General features: G+C 70.7%; 22 protein-coding genes. 12 read left to right on the top strand and 10 right to left on the bottom strand.

Annotated elements, in window-relative coordinates; all coding sequences use genetic code 11:
* Nucleotides 1-20: 20 nt before the first annotated feature.
* Complete coding sequence (locus ASG40_RS14960; protein WP_055887290.1) at nt 21-407, bottom strand: hypothetical protein; 387 nt, start codon at nt 405-407, stop codon at nt 21-23.
* Between the two features lie 366 nt (nt 408-773).
* On the opposite strand from ASG40_RS14960, the gene ASG40_RS14955 reads away from it, so the two are divergent.
* The 3 genes from ASG40_RS14955 to ASG40_RS14945 all read left to right on the top strand — a co-directional run bounded on the left by ASG40_RS14955 (nt 774) and on the right by ASG40_RS14945 (nt 4,910).
* Nucleotides 774-1,517 carry a PRC-barrel domain-containing protein gene (locus ASG40_RS14955; RefSeq protein ID WP_055887287.1) on the top strand — a complete coding sequence of 248 codons (744 nt, stop codon included), beginning with the start codon at nt 774-776 and terminating at the stop codon, nt 1,515-1,517.
* Nucleotides 1,514-2,857, top strand: a complete 1,344-nt coding sequence (locus ASG40_RS14950) for an MFS transporter (protein ID WP_055887284.1) — start codon at nt 1,514-1,516, stop codon at nt 2,855-2,857. The genes ASG40_RS14955 and ASG40_RS14950 overlap by 4 nt, the downstream gene beginning before the upstream one ends.
* A gap of 277 nt (nt 2,858-3,134) precedes the next feature.
* Nucleotides 3,135-4,910: an ABC transporter ATP-binding protein gene (locus tag ASG40_RS14945; RefSeq protein ID WP_200938180.1), complete on the top strand. Its 1,776-nt coding sequence runs from the start codon at nt 3,135-3,137 to the stop codon at nt 4,908-4,910.
* A gap of 374 nt (nt 4,911-5,284) precedes the next feature.
* Here ASG40_RS14945 and ASG40_RS14940 read toward each other — a convergent pair whose 3' ends face one another.
* Together ASG40_RS14940 and ispG are read right to left on the bottom strand one after the other, a co-directional pair.
* Nucleotides 5,285-7,228: a potassium transporter Kup gene (locus ASG40_RS14940; protein ID WP_055887281.1), complete on the bottom strand. Its 1,944-nt coding sequence runs from the start codon at nt 7,226-7,228 to the stop codon at nt 5,285-5,287.
* Nucleotides 7,229-7,465: 237 nt separating this feature from the next.
* The gene (gene ispG / locus ASG40_RS14935; RefSeq protein WP_055887278.1) at nt 7,466-8,782 is read right to left on the bottom strand and encodes a flavodoxin-dependent (E)-4-hydroxy-3-methylbut-2-enyl-diphosphate synthase; all 1,317 of its coding nucleotides are present in this window, start codon (nt 8,780-8,782) and stop codon (nt 7,466-7,468) included.
* Nucleotides 8,783-9,238: 456 nt separating this feature from the next.
* Between ispG and ASG40_RS14930 the strand changes: the two genes are divergently transcribed.
* The 3 genes from ASG40_RS14930 (at nt 9,239) to ASG40_RS14920 (ending at nt 12,006) form a co-directional block, all read left to right on the top strand.
* Nucleotides 9,239-10,378 carry a patatin-like phospholipase family protein gene (locus ASG40_RS14930; protein ID WP_443136619.1) on the top strand — a complete coding sequence of 380 codons (1,140 nt, stop codon included), beginning with the start codon at nt 9,239-9,241 and terminating at the stop codon, nt 10,376-10,378.
* A 120-nt stretch (nt 10,379-10,498) separates the two neighbouring features.
* Nucleotides 10,499-11,107 (top strand): sigma-70 family RNA polymerase sigma factor, encoded by a 609-nt coding sequence (locus ASG40_RS14925; RefSeq protein WP_055887276.1) that lies wholly within the window; start codon nt 10,499-10,501, stop codon nt 11,105-11,107.
* 107 nt (nt 11,108-11,214) lie between these two features.
* The gene (locus ASG40_RS14920) at nt 11,215-12,006 is read left to right on the top strand and encodes an anti-sigma factor family protein (protein WP_055887274.1); all 792 of its coding nucleotides are present in this window, start codon (nt 11,215-11,217) and stop codon (nt 12,004-12,006) included.
* 111 nt (nt 12,007-12,117) lie between these two features.
* On the opposite strand, the gene ASG40_RS14915 is transcribed toward ASG40_RS14920, so the two are convergent.
* The gene (locus ASG40_RS14915) at nt 12,118-13,128 is read right to left on the bottom strand and encodes a bifunctional riboflavin kinase/FAD synthetase (RefSeq protein ID WP_055887271.1); all 1,011 of its coding nucleotides are present in this window, start codon (nt 13,126-13,128) and stop codon (nt 12,118-12,120) included.
* A 291-nt stretch (nt 13,129-13,419) separates the two neighbouring features.
* On the opposite strand from ASG40_RS14915, the gene ASG40_RS14910 reads away from it, so the two are divergent.
* Nucleotides 13,420-13,803 carry a response regulator gene (locus ASG40_RS14910; protein WP_055887268.1) on the top strand — a complete coding sequence of 128 codons (384 nt, stop codon included), beginning with the start codon at nt 13,420-13,422 and terminating at the stop codon, nt 13,801-13,803.
* 103 nt (nt 13,804-13,906) lie between these two features.
* Nucleotides 13,907-14,446 carry a protein phosphatase CheZ gene (locus tag ASG40_RS14905; RefSeq protein WP_055887468.1) on the top strand — a complete coding sequence of 180 codons (540 nt, stop codon included), beginning with the start codon at nt 13,907-13,909 and terminating at the stop codon, nt 14,444-14,446.
* A 47-nt stretch (nt 14,447-14,493) separates the two neighbouring features.
* Here ASG40_RS14905 and ASG40_RS14900 read toward each other — a convergent pair whose 3' ends face one another.
* Both ASG40_RS14900 and ASG40_RS14895 read right to left on the bottom strand, forming a co-directional pair.
* Nucleotides 14,494-15,393 (bottom strand): TIGR01459 family HAD-type hydrolase, encoded by a 900-nt coding sequence (locus tag ASG40_RS14900; RefSeq protein ID WP_055887266.1) that lies wholly within the window; start codon nt 15,391-15,393, stop codon nt 14,494-14,496.
* Between the two features lie 118 nt (nt 15,394-15,511).
* On the bottom strand, nt 15,512-17,005 hold the full coding sequence (locus tag ASG40_RS14895; protein ID WP_055887263.1) for an EAL domain-containing protein: 1,494 nt from the start codon (nt 17,003-17,005) through the stop codon (nt 15,512-15,514).
* A gap of 259 nt (nt 17,006-17,264) precedes the next feature.
* Between ASG40_RS14895 and ASG40_RS14890 the strand changes: the two genes are divergently transcribed.
* Nucleotides 17,265-17,486 carry a heavy-metal-associated domain-containing protein gene (locus tag ASG40_RS14890; RefSeq protein ID WP_055887260.1) on the top strand — a complete coding sequence of 74 codons (222 nt, stop codon included), beginning with the start codon at nt 17,265-17,267 and terminating at the stop codon, nt 17,484-17,486.
* A gap of 8 nt (nt 17,487-17,494) precedes the next feature.
* Nucleotides 17,495-18,859, top strand: a complete 1,365-nt coding sequence (locus ASG40_RS14885) for an aspartate aminotransferase family protein (RefSeq protein ID WP_055887256.1) — start codon at nt 17,495-17,497, stop codon at nt 18,857-18,859.
* Between the two features lie 30 nt (nt 18,860-18,889).
* On the opposite strand, the gene ASG40_RS14880 is transcribed toward ASG40_RS14885, so the two are convergent.
* The gene (locus ASG40_RS14880) at nt 18,890-19,318 is read right to left on the bottom strand and encodes a hypothetical protein (protein ID WP_082524090.1); all 429 of its coding nucleotides are present in this window, start codon (nt 19,316-19,318) and stop codon (nt 18,890-18,892) included.
* 20 nt (nt 19,319-19,338) lie between these two features.
* Entirely contained in the window at nt 19,339-19,593 is a 255-nt protein-coding gene (locus ASG40_RS14875; RefSeq protein WP_055887250.1) for a hypothetical protein, read from the bottom strand.
* A 290-nt stretch (nt 19,594-19,883) separates the two neighbouring features.
* Between ASG40_RS14875 and ASG40_RS14870 the strand changes: the two genes are divergently transcribed.
* Complete coding sequence (locus ASG40_RS14870; protein WP_055887247.1) at nt 19,884-21,557, top strand: formate--tetrahydrofolate ligase; 1,674 nt, start codon at nt 19,884-19,886, stop codon at nt 21,555-21,557.
* A gap of 55 nt (nt 21,558-21,612) precedes the next feature.
* Nucleotides 21,613-22,320 (top strand): spermidine synthase, encoded by a 708-nt coding sequence (locus ASG40_RS14865; protein ID WP_055887244.1) that lies wholly within the window; start codon nt 21,613-21,615, stop codon nt 22,318-22,320.
* A 25-nt stretch (nt 22,321-22,345) separates the two neighbouring features.
* Here the strand turns inward: ASG40_RS14865 and ASG40_RS14860 are convergent, their stop codons facing one another.
* A complete protein-coding gene (locus ASG40_RS14860; RefSeq protein WP_055887241.1) occupies nt 22,346-22,597 on the bottom strand; it encodes a hypothetical protein in 252 nt (83 codons plus the stop codon).
* 226 nt (nt 22,598-22,823) lie between these two features.
* Complete coding sequence (locus ASG40_RS14855) at nt 22,824-23,132, bottom strand: hypothetical protein (RefSeq protein ID WP_055887238.1); 309 nt, start codon at nt 23,130-23,132, stop codon at nt 22,824-22,826.
* Nucleotides 23,133-23,225: the final 93 nt, after the last annotated feature.

Genomic DNA, 23,225 nt, shown 5'->3' with positions numbered 1-23,225 from the left:
GCGGCCTGGACGGATAGCCCTCAGAACTTGCCGCCGAGGCCCACGCCGCCGCCGGGATTGATCTGCGGTGCGAGCCCGCCGGAGCTGCTGCGGGTCTCGTCCGTGACGTCGATCTCCTCGCGGTTGATGCGGCGCTCCTGGGCCGCGGTCCGGCCCCCGGCGCCGGCCGCGGTCTTGGGCAGGGCGATCTGGCGCGTCGGCCGGGTCTGGAGCGGCACGCCGTCGGGATCGACCTCGGCCGCCCGCGCGGTGCGGTCGGGCAGGGCGCTGCGCATCGAGGGCGGCGGCCCGACCTCGCTCACCGGCATCACGCCGCCGCCGCCGCCCAGCGCCTGACAGCCGCCGAGCAGGGCCGCCGCGAGGATCGCGGACGAGAGGGAGCGGCTGGTTCTGGCGGCGTGGGACATCGACGAAAATCCTGGAAACGCGGTGCCGGCTCGCCGGTGCGACCGGCAAGAGGCGGCCCTCTCGATCCGGCCGCGTGACGCGACCGTGTGCGGCCTCTCTACGCCGGGCCTTGCCCGAAAACCAGATGCCCGGCCCGGTTGCGAAGGACTCCCTCCTTGAGAAGGGCTGCCCCTTGAGAAGGGCTGCCCGTGACGGCGCCCGGCCTGGATCTTGCCCGGCGTGAGCCGAGACCGGCGCTCGCTTCCATCCACAACTTCGCCTAGGTCCTTGCGCAATGACGTCGGCCCCGCCCTCTCGCGGGACCACGCCGGACCGGCCGCTGTCGTGCGCGAGGCCGGCGCGACGCCTGATCGAGGACCTTTGTCGTGCTCAGAACTGTCCGGACGATCGCCGCCGCGACGATCACCGTATGGGCCGCCGCCGCCTCGGCCGCCGACGATCCGCCGACCACGGGAGGCACCGCGCAGGCCCAGCCGGCCGCGCCGGAGGCCGGCCCGCCGCCGCCGCCCGTGCAGGCGGGACCCGGCAACGGTCCGGCTCCCGCGCCGCCGCCATCACCGCCGGGTTCCGTCCTGCCCGCCGGAACCCCGGCCACGGTGCTCGACACCCAGGATTACGAGGGCATCCTCGGCAAGGGCGTGCGCAACGCCGCCGGCGAGGACATGGGCCGCATCATCGACATCGTCCTCGACAAGGACGGGCGGCCGCGCGCCGCCATCATCGACTTCGGCGGCTTCCTCGGGGTCGGTTCGCGCAAGATCGCCGTGGACTGGCGGGCCCTGCGCTTCAACCAGGAGGGCAAGCCCGGCCGGCCGGTGATCCAGCTCACCCGCAACCAGGTCCGGGTCTCGCCCGAATACAAGCCGGGCGATCCCATCGTCGTGCTCGGTCCGGCGAGCCCGAGCGTTCCGGCCGAGGCCGACCAGGCGTCCCGGCCGGCCTCGGCCGCACCCTCGCAGCCGCCGGCTTCACAACCGCCCGCCCAGCCGCCGACGCCGCCCGCACCCGCACCGGCGGCCCAGACCGCTCCCGCCCCGGCGCCCGTCCCCCCGACGCCGCCAGCGAATCCGGCACCGGACAAGCCGCCCGAGAAGTCCACGGAACCATGACGGTTCCCCGGTCGCACCACCGCCGCCCGGCACCGCCGCGGGACGTGCCGCGGGCCGAGCTTCGGCCGCGCCCCCTCACCCGACGGGCCACGCCGGCCGACACGGCAGCGGAGACCTCCCCCGACATGACCGCGATCGCACGCGCGAGCAGCCGGGGCCTCGACGGCTTCACCTTCTTCGTCGCCAACCTCCAGACCGGGTTCGGCCCTTTCCTGGCGGTCTATTTCACCCAGGCGCAGTGGACCCAGTCCGACATCGGCTTCGCGCTGACGGTGGGCAGCCTCGTGAGCCTGCTCGGCCAGGTGCCCGGCGGCGCCTTCGTCGACGCCGTGCGCTCCCGCCGGTTCTCGGCGGGCGTCTCGGTGGTGGCCATCGCCGCCAGCGCCTTCGCGCTGGCGATGTGGCCGAACTTCCTCATCGTGCTCCTGGCCATGGCCGTCCATTCGGCGGCGAGCTGCATCCTCACGCCCGCCATCGCCGCGATCAGCATCGGCCTCGTCGGCCACGCCAGGGCCGGCGAGCGCCTGGGGCGCAACGCCAGCTTCTCGGCGCTGGGCAATGCGGTGGCCGCCGCCGTGATGGGTGCCTGCGGCTACTACATCTCCAACGACGCGGTGTTCTACTTCACCGCCGCGCTGATGATTCCGACGCTGATCTGCCTCTCCCACATCCGGCCGCCCGCGGCGGGCCGGGCCGAGGCGGGGGCGCGCGAGGCGGCCGAGGGCGGGACGGGCGAAGCGCCCGGGGGCGGCATCCGCGCCCTTCTCACCAATCGCGCGCTGATGTGCTTTGCCGCGTGCATGACGCTGTTCTTCCTCGCCAACGCGGCGATGCTGCCGCTGGTGGGCAGCATGCTCACCCTGCGCGCCAGCGAGACCGCCACCGCGCTCATCGCCGCCTGCATCGTGGTGCCCCAGGTCGTCCTGGCCCTCACCGGCCCGGCGGTGGGGCGCGCCGCCGAGCGCTGGGGGCGCCGCCCGCTTCTCCTCATCGGCTTTGCCGCCCTGCCGATCCGCGGCCTGCTGTTCGCCTATACCGAGAGCCCGGAGCTCCTGGTGGCGATCCAGGTGTTGGATGGCGTCTCGGCGGCGGTGTTCGGTGTGATGGTCCCCCTCGTCGTCTCGGACGCCACGCGGTATACCGGGCGCTTCAACATGGCGCTCGGGGCCGTGGGCACCGCGATGGGAATCGGCGCGGCACTCTCGACCTCGCTGGCCGGCGTGATGGCGGACAAGCTCGGGAGCCAGAGTGCGTTCCTGGGCCTGGCCATCGTCGGCTTCGCCGGCTTCGCGCTCCTGGCGCTCATCATGCCCGAGACCCGCCGCGACCCGCTGGCGTGAGGACGCGGCACCAAATCGGAAACCGGACGACGGCCTTTGGGAGGGACCATGCGCGAACACCGAGACGCCATCGCAGGCCGGGCCGGAGCGGCACGGTGCCTGCCGGCGCCCGACGTACCGGGTCCGTCCGAGCCGATACCGGTAAAAAATAATCTAGCTTGACCGCAGCTTGCAACACTTGCGGGTAGTCCGCGTTGCGACCATGGGCTGAAGCTCATGTGTCGCCCCCAGCACCCGAGCCCCAGGCCCGTGTCGGGGTCCACTTGAACCATCCGGGATGGTCACCATGACGGAAGACCTCTGCGCCTATTCCGACCGGCCCTTCGCCTTCGTCGGGCGCTACCTCAAGCGCCGCGCCCTGCCGCATGTGGTGATCCTCCTCGCGGTGCTGGGCGCCGTCGGCTTCTCGGTCAGCACGGACTACGCCCTGAAGGGCGTGGTCGACGCGCTGAGCAAGGGGCCGCAGTCCGGCCTGATCTGGGGCGCGCTGGGCATCCTCATCCTCTTCATCGCCGCCGACAACCTGCTCTGGCGGGTGGCGAGCCTGGTGGGCTCCTTCACCTTCGTCGGCGTCACCGGCGACATCCGCCGCGACCTGTTCCGGCACATGACCGGGCATTCGCCGACCTTCTTCGCCGACCGCCAGCCCGGCACCCTGGCCTCGCGCATCACCGCGACCTCGAACGCGATCTTCACGGTCGAGAACATGTTCGTGTTCAACGTGATGCCGCCCTGCGTCGCGGCGACCCTGTCGATCGTCTACATCGCCACCGTCAACCTCACGATGGCGGCCGTGCTCGCCGGCATCTTCGCCGCCGTCGTCGTCCTGATGTTCAAGATGGCCGCCGCAGGCCGGCCGCTGCACCACGACTTCGCCGCCAAGGCCGCCAGCGTCGACGGCGAGATGGTGGACCTCGTCGGCAACATGCCCCTGGTGCGGGCCTTCTCGGCGTTCAAGCGCGAGTACACCCGCTTCGACGGCACCATCGGCGTCGAGATGCGCTCGCGGCGCTCGTCGCTGCTCTACCTCGAGAAGCTGCGCATCGTTCACGCCGTCCTCACGGTCTTCGCCGTGCTCGGCCTGCTCTACTGGGCGATCAAGATGTGGGAGGCGGGCGACGCCACCAACGGTCAGGTCGTGCTGGTGTGCACGCTCGGCATCCGCATCCTGGCCGCCACCCGCGACCTCGCGGTGGCGCTCGTCGACGCGACCCAGCACACCGCCCGCCTGTCGGAAGCCCTGCACACCCTGCTGCAGCCGCACGACCTCATCGACCACCCGGAGGCGACGCCGCTCGCCGGCACCACCGGCGCCGAACTCACCTTCGACCACGTCGCCTTCGCCTATCCCGACGGCCGCGCCGTGTTCACGGACTTCGACCTCGTCATCGAGCCGGGCCAGCGCATCGGCCTCGTCGGCAAGTCGGGCGGCGGCAAGTCGACGATCTTCTCGCTGCTGCAGCGGTTCTACGAGGTCCAGGGCGGGCGCATCCTGATCAACGGCCAGGAGATCAACCGGGTGACGCAGGATTCCCTGCGCGAGGCGATCACCGTGGTGCCCCAGGACGTGTCGATGTTCCACCGCACCCTGCGCGAGAACATCCGCTACGGCCGGCCCGACGCCTCCGACGAGGACGTGTGGAAGGCCGCCGATGCGGCCCATTGCACCGACTTCATCAACGCCCTCCCCGAGGGCTTCGACACCATCGTCGGCGACCGCGGCGTGAAGCTCTCAGGGGGGCAGCGCCAGCGCATCGCCATCGCGCGCGCGATCCTCAAGGATTCGCCGATCCTGCTCCTCGACGAGGCGACCTCGGCACTGGACGCCGAATCGGAGGAGGCCATCCGCCACGCGCTCGCCAACCTCATGAAGGGCCGCACCGTCATCGCCATCGCCCACCGGCTCTCGACCCTGAAGGACTTCGACCGGATCGTGGTGCTGGAGGGCGGCCGCATCGTCCAGGACGGCTCGCCCGACAAGCTCACCCATCTCGACGGGTTCTACCGCGAGCTGATGAAGAAGGAATCGATGTCGCTGTCCGCGGCGGCGTGAGGGGCGGGCCTTCGCGCTCCCACGAAGCCGGTTGGATTCCGGATCATTCGGACCCGCTCCCTCGTCCTGAGGGGCCCGCGTCGGCGGGCCTCGAAGGAGGGCTCCAGGGATCGCCGCGGGTTCTGCCGCGCTTCGTATAGGCCTTCGCTTCGGGCTCGGCGCTCAGGATGAGGGGGGTGATACGGTGTCCGCTTGAATCAAGCGTGGAACCGTATCACCGAGCCCGCGCGGCGCCTGAGCAAAGCCCATGTCCGCATCACGACGTGATCAACCGGAAATGGTTTGAGCCAGCCGGGACGAGGTTCGGCGATGCGTGCCGGCGGACGTGTCCGACGCGAAGTGCTTTTCCCGAGGCGAAGTGCTTTCGCCCCCGCTCACACCGTCACCTGGGTTCCCACCTCCACCACCCGTCCGGTGGGGATCTGGAAGAAGTCCGTGGCATCGTTGGCGTTCTTGGCGAGCGTGATGAAGATCCGGTCCTGCCAGAGCGGCATGCCCGAGTGGGCGGCCGGGCGGATCGAGCGGCGCGACAGGAAGAACGACGTCGACATGATGTCGAACTTGAAGCCCTGCTTGCGCAGTTGCGCCAGCGCGCGGGGGATGTTGGGCGTCTCCATGTAGCCGAACTTCATGACGATCTTGGAGAAATGCGGCCCGATCGGCTCGATGCGGCTGCGGTCGGCCTCCCCCGAGCGGGGGGTGTCCACCGTCTGCACCGTGAGGATGACGTTCTTCTCGTGCAGAACCTTGTTGTGCTTGAGGTTGTGCAGCAGGGCGGCCGGGGCGATCTCGGGGTCGCTCGTGAGGAAGATCGCGGTGCCGCGGACATGGTGCGGCGGGCTCTTCTCCAGCATCGCCACGAGCTCGACCAGCGGCACGTCGGTCTTGCGGGTCTTCCTGACGAGGATGCCGACGCCGCGCACCCAGGTCCACATCACGATGATGAGCCCGGCCGCGAGCACCAGCGGGACGTAGCCGCCCTCGAACACCTTGAGCAGGTTCGAGAGCAGGAACAGGAACTCGATCACGATGAACGGCATGATCGCCGCCGCCGCCGCGATCGGCGACAGCTTCCAGACCTTCCACAGCACCACGTAGGCCATGCTCGCCGTGAGCAGCATCGTGCCGGTGACCGCGATGCCGTAGGCGGAGGCGAGCGCCGAGGAGGAGCGGAACAGCACGGCCAGGACCACGACCCCGAGCAGCAGCAGCAGGTTCACCTGCGGCAGGAAGATCTGGCCCGAATGCGATTCCGAGGTGTGGCGGATCTCGAGCCGGGGCAGGAGGCCGAGCTGGATCGCCTGGCGCGACAGCGAGAACGCGCCGGTGATCACCGCCTGGCTCGCCGTGACGGTGGCGAGCGTCGCCAGGATCACCATCGGGATCAGCCCCCATTCCGGGACGAGCTGATAGAACGGGTCGGCGGTGTCGGGCTTGGCCAGCACCAGGGCGGTCTGGCCGAGGTAGTTCAGGATCAGGCAGGGCCCCACGAGGCCGAGCCAGGCCACCTGGATCGGGCGGCGCCCGAAATGGCCGAGGTCGGCGAACAGCGCCTCCGCCCCCGTCACCGCCAGGAACACCGCGCCCAGCGCCACCAGCGCCCCGGTGCCGTGCCCGAGGAGGTAATGGACCGCGTACCAGGGATTGAAGGCGGCGAAGACGCCCGGGTTGGCCGCGATATGCGGTACGGCGGCGAGACCGAGCGCCAGGAACCACACCACCATGATCGGTCCGAAGAAGGCCGCCACCTTGCTGGTGCCCCGGCTCTGGACCAGGAACAGGGCGACGATGATCACGATGGTGATCGGCAGGACGTAATGCTCGAAGGCGGGGGTGATGAGCTTGATGCCCTCCACGGCCGAGAGCACCGAGATCGCCGGCGTGATGACCGCGTCGCCGTAGAACAGCGATGCGCCGAGCAGGCCCAGGACGAAGACCAGGGTCGACCCGCCGAGCGCCTTGCGGGCCAGCGCCATCAGCGAAAGGATGCCGCCCTCGCCGTTGTTGTCCATGCGCAGCAGGATGACGACGTATTTGATCGTCACGATCAGGACCAGCGCCCACAGGATCAGCGACGTGGTGCCGAGCACCTCCTCCTCCAGCAGGACGCCGTCGGCGCGGGCCGGGCCGAGGGCTTCGCGGAAGGCGTAGAGCGGGCTGGTGCCGATATCGCCGTAGACGACGCCGACCGAGCCGACGACGAGGGTCCAGAACGGCGTCGGCACGTGCTCGCGCTGCGTCTCCACCGGGTCGACGGCGCCGCGGCCCGCCGCGTCGGGGGGAGCGGCCGCTGGGCTCGGGGCGTCGGGTTGCGTCATGTTCGGAAATCCAGGCTCTGGCCTGCGAGAGATCGGCCCGCAGCACGTGCGTTCGCAGGACACGGGCTTGCAGGAAGTCGGCCGTCGACGGACCGGACCGACGCGGGTTCGTGTCGCGCACGAACGACCGCCGGCCGGGCGTGGCGTCGTCGGCCGGTAGATGCAGTCATGCGATGTGACGACCGAGGGGTCGGTGGCGCCGGAACGACAGGGTCGCGGATCGGCACGTCCGCTGCCCTATTCGGCCGCGCTCCGCGCACCGGAGCCGAACCGGCGTTCGATGTACTCGATCACCACGGTCTCGAAATCCTTGGCCAGCGTCGCCCCGCGCAGGGTCATCGCCTTCTTGCCGTCGATGAAGACCGGGGCGGTGGGGGTCTCGCCGGTGCCGGGCAGCGAGATGCCGATGTCGGCGTGCTTGGATTCGCCCGGTCCGTTGACGATGCAGCCCATCACCGCGACGTTGAGGCCCTCGACGCCCGGATAGCGCTTCTTCCACTCCGGCATCGAGGTGACGATCCAGTTCTGGATGTCGCGGGCGAGTTCCTGGAACGTCGTCGAGGTGGTGCGCCCGCAGCCCGGGCAGGCCGCCACCAGGGGCACGAAGGTGCGGAACCCCATGGTCTGCAGGAGTTCCTGGGACGCCTTGACCTCGACGGTCCGGTCGCCGCCCGGCTCCGGGGTGAGCGAATAGCGGATGGTGTCGCCGATGCCTTCCTGCAGCAGCACGCCGATGGCGGCCGAGGCCGCGACCAGGCCCTTCGAGCCCATGCCGGCCTCGGTCAGCCCGAGGTGGATGGCGTAGTCCGAGCGGCGGGCGACCTCGCGGTAGACGGCGATGAGGTCCTGCACCGCCGAGACCTTGGCCGAGAGGATGATGCGGTCCTTGGGCAGGCCGAGTTCCACGGCACGCTCGGCCGAGGTGAGGGCCGATTGCACCATCGCCTCGCGCATCACCGCGCGGGCGTCGATGGGCCGGGGCAGCTTGGCGTTCTCGTCCATGAGGTGCGTCAGCAGCGCTTCGTCGAGCGAGCCCCAGTTGGCGCCGATGCGCACCGTCTTCCCGTAGCGGATCGCCTGCTCGATGATCGTCGAGAACTGGACGTCCTTCTTCTCCTTGAACCCGACGTTGCCCGGGTTGATCCGGTACTTGGCCAGCGCCTCGGCGCAGGCGGGATGGTCGGACAGGAGCTTGTGGCCGATGTAATGGAAGTCGCCCACCAGCGGCACGTGGACGCCGATTCGGTCCAGGCGCTCGCGGATCTTGGGCACCGCCGCGGCGGCCTCGTCGCGGTCGACGGTGATGCGCACCAGCTCCGAGCCGGCGCGCGCCAGCTGCGCGACCTGGGCGACGGTGCCGTCGATGTCGGCGGTGTCGGTGTTGGTCATCGACTGGACGACGATGGGGGCGCCCCCGCCGACGGTGACCGCGCCTTCGCCCGTGCCGACGGTGACGCCGACGGTGCGGTGGCGCGGCGACGGGCCGGCGATCTCCGGCCCCGTCCCGGTGGGAAAAGTGCCTTCAGGCTGGGTCGTGACGGCCGAGGCTTCCATGGTCTGTCTCTCGGAGGCGTTCATCGTGGACCTTGGGAACGTGGTGAGACCCGCCGCTTCGGACCCTGCCGTTGCAGACAGGAGCCCCCCGGTGTCGCGGAAACCCCGAAATCCCTTCGCAGTGGCGAAGGGCGGTCGCGGTCCCACGCGCTCCCACGCGCTCCCACGGGTCAGCTGAGACGGCCGCGTCCCGGCGTCAAGCCATGGCCGCCCTCCGATGGGCGCATGCCAGGGTCGAGCGCGGTCGCGGCCCGCCGTGGCCGTCCCGTGGCGAAACCCATGTCGCATCCTTGGCGCGTTGTCGAGTTTGGCGTGTGGTCGAGGTTTCGCGGTGCCGTCGGGTGGTCGCCGCCCCCGCCCGCTCGCAGGGCAGGGCTGCGGAACCGCCATGGCGATCCCGTGTTGTCGCTGCGCAGCGAACGATTATGTTGCGGTGCAACATATGAGGGGTTCCGGATGGACGACGTCTCGCAGACCGATTTGCACGACCGCCAGACCGCGATGGCGATCTCCGATTCGATGGGCGACCTCATCACTGCACCCCGCGCGGGGACGCCGGCGACCGGGCCCGTCGAGGGTCTGCGCGGCCCGAAGGTCGAGAAGATGGTGTCCCTCGCCCTCCAGGGCGGCGGTGCCCACGGCGCCTTCACCTGGGGCGTGCTCGACGCCCTGATCGAGGACGGCCGCATCGGCTTCGAGGCCATGAGCGGGGCGAGCGCCGGTGCCATGAACGCCGTCGTCATGGTCGACGGCTGGCTCGAGGGTGGGCCCGACGGCGCGCGGGCGGCCCTCTCGCGGTTCTGGAACGAGGTGAGCCTCGACGGCGACCTGTGGCCGGTCCAGCGCGGGGTGGTCAACGGCTTCCTCGACCTGTGGAAGAACAACCCCGTGGTCGACTTCTGGACCCGGGCGCTGAGCACCAGCCCCTACGTCTCCAACCCCCTCAACGTGAACCCGCTGCGCAAGGCTCTGGCCAAGCACGTGGACTTCGAGCGGCTGCGCGGCGCGGCCACATCGGCCATCTACGTCTCGGCCACCAACGTCTGGACGGGCAAGCTCGCGGTGTTCGAGCGCGAGGTGCTCAGCCTCGACCACCTCATGGCGTCCGCCTGCCTGCCCACCGTGTTCCAGGCGGTGGAGATCGACGGTGTGCCGTATTGGGACGGCGGCTACCTCGGCAATCCGGCGATCTATCCCCTGTTCCAGGGCGCCGAGACCCGCGACGTCGTGCTGGTCCAGATCAACCCGGTGGAGCGGCGCGAGACGCCGCGGACCCGCGAGGAGATCCAGAACCGCCTCAACGAGATCACCTTCAACGCCAACCTGATGCGCGAATTGCGGGCGATCGATTTCGTCGACCGGCTGATCGACGACGGGGTGCTCGGCCGCAACGACTACAAGAGCGTGCTGGTGCATCGCATCGACGGGACGGGTGCCCTCGACGATTACACGGCCGCCTCGCGGCTCGACGCGCGCCTGAAGATGTTCGAGCGGCTGCGCGACACCGGCCGGGCCGCGGCCAAGGCCTGGCTCGCGGAGAGCTACGAGGGCGTCGGCCGCACCTGCACCCTGGACCTTCGCGCCACCTACCAGTGAGGCCGCCAGTGAGACCCGGTACCCGTCGGGCCGACGACGGGCACCGGGTCGGGGGTTGCGGGGATTCACCCAAGGTGGGGGATTAGGCCGGGACGGTCGCGCGTCTATATGGATATGCGCATGGGACCATCCGACCGTCAGCCCGATATCGTCGACCTGCTGGTGCCGATGCGGCGCTACGCCCGGGCGCTGACCCGCGACACGCTTAAGGCGGACGACCTCGTCCACGACGCCATGGTCCGCGCCCTGGAGGCGCGCCCGACCCTGAGGCCCGGCACCAACCTGCGCACCTGGATGATGACGGTGCTGCACAACGTCTTCATCGACGAGCAGCGCCGCAAGCGCGTGGAAGCCCGCCATGCCGATGTCCTCGTCCAGCTGACCGAGGAGGTCGCGCCGCCCGCCCAGGAAGGCCATGTCCGCCTCGCCCAGATCCGCCGGGCCTTCCAGACGCTGCCGGAGGAGCAGCGTGCCGCGCTCCATCTCGTGACCATCGAGGGCATGGCCTACGCCGACGCGGCGGTGGTCCTCGGTATTCCGATCGGCACCTTGATGTCGCGCCTCGGCCGCGGCCGGGCGGCGCTCAGGGCATTCGAGGCGGGCGAGGCGTCCGGTGCGGAGCCGGCGCCGCGACGGGCGCAGGCCGATGTGCCGCGATTGCGCCTCGTGCCGGCATCGGCGCCGGACGAGGCCTTGCCGTCCGGGCGGCGGGCGTCCGGCGAGGGCTGAGGCAGGCCGTCCAGTCAGTGTGGCGAGGACCGAGGACAGGGGCGCCGCCGGATTTCGAGACATCCGGCCGTGAGCGACCCGTCCACACCAGCGAGAGCGAGCAGACCATGACCGAGCCGTCGACCACCGATCCGATCACCGAGCAGGATCTCATCGCCTATGTGGACGGTGAGCTCGCGATCATGCGCCGCCTCGACGTGGAGGCGCATCTGGCACGCCACCCCGACGTCGCCGCCCGGGTGATGGCCGAGCTGCACGACCGCGACGCCCTGCGCGAGGCCTTCGCCCAGCCGCCGACGCCGGGGCCGCAGCGCAACCGCGAGGCGGCGCGCCGCCTCGACCGCTCCCTGGCCTGGGGGCGTTTCACCGACCGCCTGCGCCGCGCCGCCGCCATCGCGATGCTGGTGGGAGCGGGCTGGCTCGCCCATTCCGACGTCGGCGCCTTCGGCATCGCCGACACCCAGGCCTCGCCGATCGACCCGGCCCTGATGGCCGATGCGCAGCAGGCCCGCGAGGCCGCCCGCATCCGCGCGCGCATCGCGTCCCAGCGTCTCGCGCCGGCCTACGACCAAGCCGGGATCGAGGCCGCCACCGGCATCCTCCTGCCGGCGCTGCCGGCGGGATGGACAGTCAAGGACGTCCAGGTGTTCCCGTCGCGGACGGGGGCCGGGATCGAGGTGGCGATCGAGGCCGAGGATCTCGGCGAACTGGCGCTATTCGCCACCCACAGCCCGGACGGCGACGCCACGTCGGCCCCCGTGACCCGCTCGCAGGACGGCGGCACGGCCTATTGGACCGACGGACGCTCGGCCTATCTCCTGAGCGGCGCCGCCGACGGCGAGCGCCTGGGCAAGGCGGCCGCGCGCATGGCCGCCAAGGGCGACCGGCCGCAGCTCTGAGACGGTTTCCGCCTGGATAAAGTGAGAACCGTATCAACCGAGCCCGCGCGGCGCTCGATCGAAGCCCATGTCCGCATCACGACGCAGGTTCAGCACCCGTGACGCACCGCGTCACAGCATCGAGGGCAGCCTGTCCGCCGTGAGGCGAGACCGTGCCTCGGCCGCGTCGCGGTCCATGCGGGCGATCAGGGCCTCGGCGCTCGAAAACCGCTCTTCGCCACGCAGGTAGGCCACGAACTCCACCGTCATCTCCTGGCCGTAGAGGTCGCCGGAGAAGTCGAACAGGTTGACCTCGAGCAGGGGTGCGCCGTCGTCGAAGGTCGGGCGGCGGCCGTAGCTCGCGACCCCGTCGCACACCCGCCCGTCCCGGAGCTTGGCCCGGACCGCGTAGATGCCGTGGGCGAGCCCGCAGGGGCCCAGCGCCATGTTGGCGGTGGGATAGCCGAGGGTGCGCCCGCGCTTGTCGCCGTGGCGGACCTCGGCGGTGACGAACCAGCGATAGCCGAGCAGCGCGTTGGCCCGGGCGACGTCGCCGGAGGCCAGGGCCGTCCGGATCGCGCTGGAGGAGACCGGCACGGGATCCTCGGGCATCGCCACCGCCTCGATGATCCGGCAGCCGAGGCCGGCGGCGGCGCAGAGGGCGGCGAGAATCGCCGGTGTGCCCTCACGGCCACGGCCGAAATGGAAATCGTGCCCGATCACCACGCCCGAGAGGCCGAGGTCGCGCATCAGCAGGCCCTCGACGAAGGCCGCCGCCCCGGTTCCGGCCAGGGCGGCGTCGAACCGGCGCACGATCAGGCCATCGAGCCCGAGCCGGTCGAAGATCCGCTCCTTCGCCCGGCGGTCGCTGAGGTGGAACAGCGTCTCGCCGGGATTGAAGTAAACCCGCGGATGCGGCTCGAAGGTGAGGACGACGGCCGGGCGCCCGTCCACCGCCGCGGTCTCGCGCACCGCCGCGACGAGGGCCCGGTGCCCGCGATGGACACCGTCGAAATTGCCGATCGCCGCCACCGCCCCGCCGAGGCCGGCCGGCACCGGCTCGTCCTCGCGCACCACGAGGAAGGGCGCGCGCCGCATCGGTGCGCCGGGGGAGGGCGTGGCCGTCTCGTCGCCAGGCAACATCGGGTCCGGAAGGGGTAAGGGGGGTCGGCTGGCGCGGAACCTGTCGAAAACCCCCATGGGGGTCAAGCGCGGGACGCCCTCGCGGCGGCGGCGCGTTCGCCGCATCGGCCATGGGTGCGCCCGGAGCGGCCACCGCTCTGTTTTGGCGCGCCCGCGCCCGGAGCAGTTAACCGGTTCGCAATTCCGTCCTCGGTATTGTCGGTCACAAGAGGCGCCGTTGCGGTGCTTCCCCGAAACTCGTGACGGGGCGCGCGCCGCGCCGGCCCTCGTACTGACGGAGCAGAGCAGACCATGGCCCTCGATCTCGGCATGCCGATCCTCGTGGTGGACGACTATCAGACGATGGTCCGCATCATCCGCAACCTCCTCAAGCAGCTCGGCTTCGAAGAGGTCGACGATGCGTCCGACGGCACCGCGGCCCTGGCCCGCCTCAAGAACCGCAAGTACGGCCTCGTGATCTCCGACTGGAACATGGAGCCCATGACCGGCTACGAGCTGCTGCGCCACGTTCGCGCCGACGAGAACCTGCGCACCACCCCGTTCATCATGGTCACCGCCGAGTCGAAGACCGAGAACGTCATCGCCGCCAAGAAGGCCGGCGTGAACAACTACATCGTCAAGCCGTTCAACGCGGCCACGCTCAAGACCAAGATCGAAGCCGTCTGCGGCGCCTGATCCTCGTCGAGGATCGGTGGCGCGTTAAGACCGGACGACACACGACGGAATGGGAGCGGGGCCGATGGGGGGGGCAATCAACGCGAGGATGGCGGCTCCCGCCATGCCCAAAGCTGTGGGTGCCGCAACGACGAAGCCCGCGGCGACCTCGGCGAAGCCGTCGCTGATCCGCGAGCTCGTCGACATCGCGGACTACATCACCCACGTCCGCAACGAGATCGCCGCCCTGCGGGCGAACGAACTCACCCGCGACCGCCTGCCGATGGCTCACGAGGAGCTGGACAGCGTGGTCCAGGCGACCGCCGGCGCCACCAACTCCATCATGACGGCGGCGGAGGAGATCCTGTCGCTGCCCGACGACGGGAACTACCGCGCCAGCGTCGAGGCGCGGATGAACGACATCTTCGAGGCCTGCACCTTCCAGGACATCACCGGCCAGCGCATCCGCAAGGTCGTGGACGCCCTGCGTCAGCTCGAGACGCGGCTGTCGCGCTTCGCCACCGCGGTCAAGGCCCGCGACGAGGCCGGCATCGACCCGGCCGAGATGGAGCGCCGCATGCGCGACGAACTCCTCATCCTCAACGGCCCGCAGCTCAAGGGGCCGGCGACCCCGCAGGACGCCATCGACGCCCTGTTCGATTGAGCGGCGGCCAAGCCTGCGAGACGAGCAAGTCTACCAGACCAGCAAGCCTACCAGACCAATTTGTCGATGACCGCGTCCGGCCGCACGCTCTGGGCGGCCAGCCAGCCGGCGATGTCGCCGAGGGTGTGGTGCTCGGCGGTGACCCCCAGCTCCTCGGCGTGGATGCCGCGCGCCACCAGGAGGTTCGGGATGCCGAACCGCGCCGCGCCGTCGATGTCCGTGCGCAGCGCGTCGCCCACGGCCAGCACCCGGCCCAGGTCCGGCGGCGGCAGGCCGTCGAGGGCGGCGGCCTTGGCCAGCGCCTCCTCGTAGACCGGCCGATACGGCTTGCCGGCATAGGTGACCGCGCCGCCGATCTCGGCATAGGCGGCGGCGATGAGCCCGGCACAGGGGATCAGCACCTTGTCGCGCTCGACCACGAGGTCGGGGTTGGCGCAGATCATCGGCACGTCCCGCGCCCGCAGGGCCGCCAGCACCGCGCGATAATCCTCCGCCGTCTCGGTGGCATCGTCGAACAGGCCGGTGCAGACCACCGCCTCGGCCTCCTGCGGCCCCACCAGCGACAGGTCGAGCCCGGAGAAGATCGTCAGGTCCCGCTCGGGTCCGAGGTGGTGGATGCGGATGCCGGGCGTGCGCGCCAGCAGGCTGCAGGTGAGGTCGCCCGAGGTCAGGATGGCGTCGTAGGCCTCGCGCGGCACGCCGTAGCCGTCGAGGATCGCCTGGACGCCGGGCCAGGGCCGCGGCGCGTTCGAGACCAGCACCACCCGGCGCGGCCGGCCGGCGGCGGGCAGCGCGCGGAACCGGATCAGGGCCTCGCCGGCCCCGCGGTGCGCCTTGGTGCCGTCGTGCAGCACGCCCCAGACGTCGCACAGGATGAGGTCGACGCCCTCGGCGATGCCGGCGATGCCCGCCAGGATCGGGATAGGCGGCGGGACGGTCTGGGACATGGGATGAGGCCATCGAACGGATCGGGGCACGGATCCGTTCGGGCGGGTCGAACCGACCGGACGCCCCGCGCCCCGCAGCGGTTAAGCCGCCGGTCCGGCGAAATCAACGTCGCCCGGTTCAGCCGGCCCGGCGCAGGAAGTCCCGGAACGGGCGCCGCTGCGGCGCCGGCTCGCCGTCGGGCGCGGGCGGCTGCGGCGCGGCGGCCGTTGCCAGCACCTCGGCCCGCACCGCCCGGGCCGGGGCGAACAGGGCTCCCTGCGCCAGGGGAATGCCGAGGTCGATGAGGTCGGGCACGTCGGCCTCCCGCTCGACGCCGTCCGCCACCACGCGCACGCCGGCCCGGCCGAGCGAGGTGACGAGGTCTTCGAGGGCGATGTCCGGCATCGCCTGGCGGCTACCCGGACGCAGGATCATCTCGGCGGGGATCTTGATCTGGCCGATGCCGCGGTCGGCCAGGGCCAGGGGATCGAAGCGCATGTCCACCGGCCGGTCGAGGGTGAAGCCGAGCTGGCCACGCAGGGCGAGGAGCGCGGCCGACTGCTCGGCATCGAGGTTGCGCCAGCTCTCCTGCGGCAGCGACACCACGAGCCGCCCGGCGAGGCTCGGCCCGTCGCTCACGAGGCGGGTCAGCGAGCGCAGGAAGCCCGGCTCGTACAATGAGAACGGCGACAGGGCATAGGCCACCGCCGCGTTGCTGCCGCGCCCGCCGAGATGGCGGCCGATGGTGGCCACTTTCTGGATCATCCGCCGGTCGAGGTCGGTGGTGCGGCCGTGGCGTTCGAGCACCGGCAGGAACAGGTCCGGCGCCAGCACCTCGCCCGAGACGCGCAGGCGCGCCACCGCCTCGTAGGAGACGACCTTGCGCTGGGGCAGGCTGACCAGGGGCTGCAGGTGGACCTCGAGCCCGTCGCCCTCGAAGGCCGCGATCAGGGCGGTCTCGCGCTGGCGCTGCTCGCCCGAGCGGTCCGGCGGGGGCGGGTCCGCGGGTTCGCCGCCGCCGCGTGCTTCGACGGTGTCGAGGGGACGGGGCGCCCAGGGCGCGCGCGACGGCGCCGCCGTCGCGGCGGCCGGACCGCGGGGCGGTACCACGATCTCCTGGGAGACGGACGGGGCCGGCGCCGGCTGCGCCCTGGCGGACGTCACCGCGGTCGGCACCGGTACGGGGCGGGGCTCTGCCTTCAGCTTGGCGAGGTCGCTGTCCTGGGCGGCGACGATGGCGGCGAGTTCGCGCACGATACCGCTGAGGAGGCCGATCTCCGCCGTGACCTCCTCCACGTTGGCCGAGAGGTCCGCCGTGCCCTCGGCCCGGCCCGTCCGGGCCCTCGCCGTCTCGGCTCTTGCTACCTCGGCGGCCTTCGCCGCATCGCCCGTCCTGCCCGCCTCGAGGGCGAGGAGGCGCTTGGACAGGACGTCGATCTCGCCCGAGAGCTTGTCGCAGCGCTGGGCGAGGGTGCCGGCGCGCCGCTGCAGGATCAGGCCGATCGCCACGGCGACGGCCGCGAGGGCGAAGGCGCCGGCCAGCGGCACGAACACCGCCAGCGGCGGCAGGACGAGCAGCCCCAGCAGCATCCAGACCCAGGGGCCACCGCGCCGGCCGACGAACCTGGCCATGGATTGTTCAACCTCGAACGCGAACGACGTGCAAACGACGCGATGGAAACGGGCCGCGAATCGCGGATCGGCCAGTCTTGTCGGCGGACCGGCGCCCCCACAAGGGTATCGTCGGCGGTCCTGGGTCGATTTTTGCTAGGTGTGGCGCAAAGTGTGGCGCAAAGCTGGCTCGGCACCCGCGTCCGGGACGCCTGCGTCGTCCGTCGCGGCGACGGCGGACGCGGGCGGTAATCGAGGACATGCCGGGAGGGCTCAGCAGATGGACGCGATGCGGACGGACCTTCTCATGCGGGTCGAGGGCATGACCTGCGACGGCTGCGCCGCCGCGGTGACCCGGGCGATCCGCCGGCTCGACCCGCAGGCCGACGTCGCGGTGGACCGCGACCACGGCCGCGTCGCGGTGACGACCCTGGCCCGCGCCGACGGTATCGCCGAGGCGCTGACCCTGGCCGGCTACACCGCCACCCCGATGGAGCCCTGATTCTCGACATGAATCTCGACATGAACCCCGCCATGAATCCTGACGTGCGCGCCGCCCCTGTCGGGCCCAACGACCTCGACGCCTGGTGGATGCCCTTCACCGCCAACCGCGCCTTCAAGGCGGCGCCGCGGATGATCGTGGGCGCCAGGGACATGCACTACCGCAGCGGCGACGGGCGCCGGATCCTCGACGGCATCGCCGGACTGTGGTGCTGCAACGCCGGCCACGGCCGCGACGCCATCACGGCGGCGATCCAGGCCCAGGCGGCGACCCTCGACTACGCGCCCCCGTTCCAGTTCGGGCACGACGGCGCCTTCACCCTAGCCTCGCGGCTGGCGCATCTGGCGCCGGGGGACCTCGACCACGTGTTCTTCTGCAATTCCGGATCGGAATCGGTCGATACCGCCCTCAAGATCGCGCTTGCCTATTGGGGCGCTAGGGGCGAGGGCCGACGCACCCGCCTGATCGGGCGCGAGCGCGGCTACCACGGCGTCGGCTTCGGCGGCATCTCGGTGGGCGGCATCGTCACCAACCGGCGCGCCTTCGGCCTCGGCCTGCCCGGCGTCGACCACCTGCCCCACACCTATTCGCGCGAGCATCAGGCCTTCACCATCGGCGAGCCCGCATGGGGGGCGCATCTGGCCGACGATCTCGAGCGGATCGTCGCCCTCCACGACCCCTCCACCGTCGCCGCCGTCATCGTCGAGCCGATGGCCGGCTCCACCGGCGTGCTGCCGCCGCCCAAGGGCTACCTCGAACGCCTGCGGGCGATCTGCGACCGCTACGGCATCCTCCTGATCTTCGACGAGGTCATCACCGGCTTCGGCCGCCTCGGGGCCGCCTTCGCCGCCGAACGCTACGGCGTCACACCGGACATGATCACCTTCGCCAAGGGCGTGAACTCGGGCACCGTCCCGATGGGCGGCGTCATCGCCAGCGCGCGCATCCACGACGCGCTGATGACCGGCCCGCCCGGCACCATCGAGCTGTTCCACGGCTACACCTATTCCGGCCATCCCCTGGCCTGCGCGGCGGCGCTCGCCACCCTCGACATCTACCGCGACGAGGACCTGTTCGGACGGGCGAGGCGGCTGGAGCCGGCCTTCGGCGAGGCGGTGATGTCCCTCAAGGACCATCCCGGCGTCCTTGACATCCGCACCGTCGGGCTGGCGGCCGCCATCGACCTCGCGCCCCGGCCCGACGCGCCGGGCGCCCGCGCCTACGCGGCCATGGTCGCCGGGTTCGAGGACTTCGACATCGTCGTGCGCGCCGCCGGCGACACCCTGGCCCTGACCCCGCCGCTGATCGTGAGCGCCGACCAGATCGGGGAGATCGTGGACAAGGTCGGCCGGGTGATCCGGGCGGTGGCTTGAAGAGCGACCCGGCTCTCAGGGGCTCCGACGCTACCGAGCGACGACCGTTGTCCGCTTGGCACGGATCAGGGTCTGAAGTTGCGTCAGCACATCGACGAAGAGCGACCTCGGAATCCGTCCGTAGATCACCGATGGCGGCTGTGCGTCTGGAACCGGGCGTAGATCGGGGCCCGGCCACACGAACCGGTTACCTTCCGAAATGATGATCCACTGCCGGCGATCGTCCAGACCGAGCGTCATGCGCACCGCGGCCGGAACCTCGATGCCGACCGTCCGCCCCTCGGGTTCGCGATGGGTGATGGGAACGACGATGCAGCTTCCCCGCTCGGCGTCCTTCGAGATAACGAGGACGGCGGGCCGGTCCTTTCGTCCCCCCACCTCACCCTGCTCGTCTTCGTTCGACCACAGGAATGAAAATCGAACGACCGTGCCCGCAATGGGCGGCTGTGTCGGGATCAACCGGCGAAATCCCGTCGTCGTCAGTCTTTCAGTTCGTCCGGAACGTCAGCGGCCAGAATTTCGTCGGCGATGTCGTCGGGGATGTCGTCGACCGTGAACGATTGCCGGTCCCGGTCGCGCAGGCGGATGAACTCCTCATAGGAAATCAGGACCGTCTTCGGGCGGCCGTTCTTCTTGATCCGGACCGGAGACCGGATGGCCTCGTCCTGGTAGAAGCCCGCCTTCTTGGCGAGGTCGGTCGCGTCGATGTCTACGAACGTGAAAAGGTTCATCATTCACCAGCCGCGGGGGTCTGTTCCGCCTTGGATATGATCCGCAGAATGCGGATCACCCGTAGCTTTAGCAAGGGCGGTCACATGTCGCGAGAGGCCTCGGCCCTCACAGCGGACGCCGTCGGCAAAGGTCGATCGCCGACGGCACGATTTTTTGTGCGTCGCCTCAAAAAAATCCGAGCCGATCAGCGCTTGCCCCGTCGCACCCTGTGATGCCATCGGTCTAGGCTGGACACATCGCCAAGACGGCCGCACGGCTCAACGCCGGCGGGGACGGAACCCGGGAGAGAAGCATGCCCTCAGACATCGAGATCGCCCGCGCGGCGACCCTCAAGCCCATCGCCGAAGTGGCAGCCCGGATCGGCATCCCCGACGAGGCCCTTCACAACTACGGCCGCAGCATCGCCAAGATCGACCACGGCTTCATCAAGTCGCTGGAAGGCAAGCCCGAGGGCAAGCTCGTCCTGGTCACCGCCATCAGCCCGACGCCGGCCGGCGAGGGCAAGACCACCACCACGGTGGGCCTCAGCGACGGCCTCAACCGCATCGGCAAGAAGACCGTGGCCTGCCTGCGCGAGCCCTCGCTCGGCCCCTGCTTCGGCATGAAGGGCGGGGCGGCCGGCGGCGGCAAGTCGCAGGTGGTGCCGATGGAGCAGATCAACCTGCACTTCACCGGCGACTTCCACGCCATCACCTCGGCCCACAGCCTCGCGGCCGCGCTGATCGACAACCACGTCTACTGGGCCAACGAGCTCAACATCGACGTCCGCCGCATCGCCTGGCGCCGGGTGGTCGACATGAACGACCGCTCGCTGCGCGCGATCACCTCGAGCCTGGGCGGCGTCGCCAACGGCTTCCCGCGCGAGGACGGGTTCGACATCACCGTCGCCTCGGAGGTCATGGCGGTGTTCTGCCTCGCCAAGGATCTCGACGACCTCGAGGCGCGTCTCGGCCGCATCGTCATCGCCGAGACCCGCGACCGCAAGCCGGTGACCCTGAAGGACGTCAAGGCCACGGGCGCGATGACCGTGCTCCTCAAGGACGCGCTCCAGCCCAACCTCGTCCAGACCCTGGAGGGCAACCCCGCGCTCATCCACGGCGGCCCCTTCGCCAACATCGCCCACGGCTGCAACTCGGTGATCGCCACCCGCGCCGGGCTCAAGCTCGGCGACTACGTGGTGACGGAGGCCGGCTTCGGCGCCGATCTCGGCGCGGAGAAGTTCATCGACATCAAGTGCCGCCAGGCGGGCCTCAAGCCCTCGGCGGTGGTGATCGTCGCCACCGTGCGCGCCCTCAAGATGCACGGCGGCGTCGGCAAGAAGGATCTTTCGGGCGAGAACCTCGAGGCCCTGGAGAAGGGGTTCGCGAACCTCGCCCGCCACGTCGAGAACGTGCGCGGCTTCGGCCTGCCGGTGGTGGTGGGTGTCAACCACTTCTTCGCCGACACCGACGCCGAGCACGCCAAGCTCAAGGAGCTCTGCCGCGACAGGCTCCAGGTCGAGGCGATCACCTGCAAGCATTGGGCGGACGGTGGTGCCGGTGCAGAGGAACTGGCCCATGCGGTGGTCAAGCTGGCCGAGGGCGAGCAGAAGCCCCTGACCTTCGCCTACGAGGTCGAGACCAAGCTCGCCGACAAGGTCCGCACCATCGCCACCAAGCTCTACGGGGCGCAAGGGATCTCCATCGACGCCAAGGCCGCCACCAAGCTCGCCCAGTTCGAGAAGGAGGGCTACGGCAACCTGCCGGTGTGCATGGCCAAGACCCAGTACTCGTTCTCCACCGATCCGGCGCTGATGGGGGCTCCCACCGGCCACACCATCGCGGTGCGCGACGTGCGGCTCTCGGCCGGTGCCGGCTTCGTCGTGGTGATCTGCGGTGAGATCATGACGATGCCGGGCCTGCCGAAGGTCCCGGCGTCGGAGGGCATCCACCTCGACGCCAACGGCCAGATCGAAGGGCTGTTCTAACCTCGCCGCCCGGCCCTTCCGGTGACGGGAGGGCCGGCTCGCCAGAGGATTTCACGTGAAACCCTGGGTGCTTCTGGATACGGCCGCGATCCCCGGGAGCACCGAGGTGCTGCGCCTGCTGCAGCGCGGATCGGAGTTCTCGATCCAGCTCGGCCACAACGAACTCATGAACAGCCGCCTCAGCGGTTCGGAGGAGGCGCTGGCAGACCTCGCCTGCGCCCGCATCGGCGCCAGGGCCGGCGCGCGGCTCCTCGTCGGCGGGCTCGGCATGGGGTTCACCCTGGCCGCCGCCCTCGTCGCCCTGAGGCCCGATGCGGAGGTGGTGGTCGCCGAACTGGTGCCGCAGGTGGTGTCCTGGGCCCGGGGACCGCTGGCGGCGATCTGCGGCCCCGGTCCCGACGATCCCCGCGTCCGCCTCCGCCAGGACGACGTCGCCCGGGTGATCCGCGAGCGCCCGCTCGCCTACGACGCCATCCTGCTCGACGTCGACAACGGGCCCGACGGCCTGACGCGACCGGCCAACGACCGGCTGTACGACGGCGAGGGCCTGGCGGCGGCCCTGGCCGCTTTGCGCCCCGGCGGCGTCCTGGCGGTGTGGTCGGCGGCCCCGGACGGATCGTTCACGCAGCGTCTGCGCCGGATCGGCTTTGCGGTGGAGGAAGTCGGCGTAAGGGCCAACGGCAAGGGTGGCGGCGCCCGCCACACGATCTGGCTCGCGACCCGACCGCTGCGCGCCACCTCGTCCGCCCGCCGATCGGCCTGATCGGACGGGGTCGGGCGCGGGTCGCTCAGGCCGAGGCCCGCGGCCGGGCGTCGCTCTGCTCCTGTCGGCGTCTCAGGCGCGTCAGGCCGTAGACTGCGGCGAGATTGCGCCGGGCCGCCTGCACCGGGGCGGCGTCGCGCTCGTGCCGTGCCGTCGCGATGAGGTCGAGGGCGAACGCCACCGATCGCTCGAGCCGCACGACTTCGGCCGACGTACCCTGTCCCGCTTCGCCCGCCTCGCTGCGGACGATGGGGGCTGCCTCGCCGATGGACGCCATCTGCCTGTCCCTCTCGACGGCTCGAAGCGGAGCCGTACTGACGGCCTCGGACATGCGCGAGCGACGGGGCCTCAAGATGGCAGCTTGACCGTAGGCGGGCGAAACCCGACCTCGGACGGTGTGATATCGTTTCCGCTTGAATCAAGCGGGAACCGCATCACCGAGCCCGGACGGCGCCTGAGCGAAGCTCATTTCCGCATCACGAAGTGATCAATCGGAAATGGCGTCAGTCGCGGCCGATGCCTTCGTTGAACTTGTCCTGGCAGGTGTAGCCGACGAAGCATTGCGGATCGTCGAGGGTGCGCTCGAACGCCGGCTTGGGCCCTTCCGGCAGCGGGCAGAAGCCGCCGTCGCGCACGAGTCGCGCATAGGTGATGGGTCCGGTGGTCATCACGACGGCGCCGGCCCGCGCGACGAAATCCCTCGCGGCGGCGCAGGCCATCGCGGTGGTGGCCGGGCGCCCCTGGGCCGCGATCGGGGAGGGGGAGCCGAGGACGGCGCAACCGGCCAGCACGAGGCGAACGGATCGGACCATGGCGTGACCTCCTGTGCGCTCGGGGCCGCCGGTCGCGACGTGACGGCCGCGGAGCCTCGATGGCGTGGAGCTTACGCTCCGGGCAGAGGCGGG

The sequence above is a fragment of the Methylobacterium sp. Leaf399 genome (assembly GCF_001424525.1).
In the GTDB taxonomy this organism is placed as follows: domain Bacteria; phylum Pseudomonadota; class Alphaproteobacteria; order Rhizobiales; family Beijerinckiaceae; genus Methylobacterium.
Note: the sequence above shows the minus strand (reverse complement) of the source record. Positions and strands in the feature narration are given on the sequence as shown.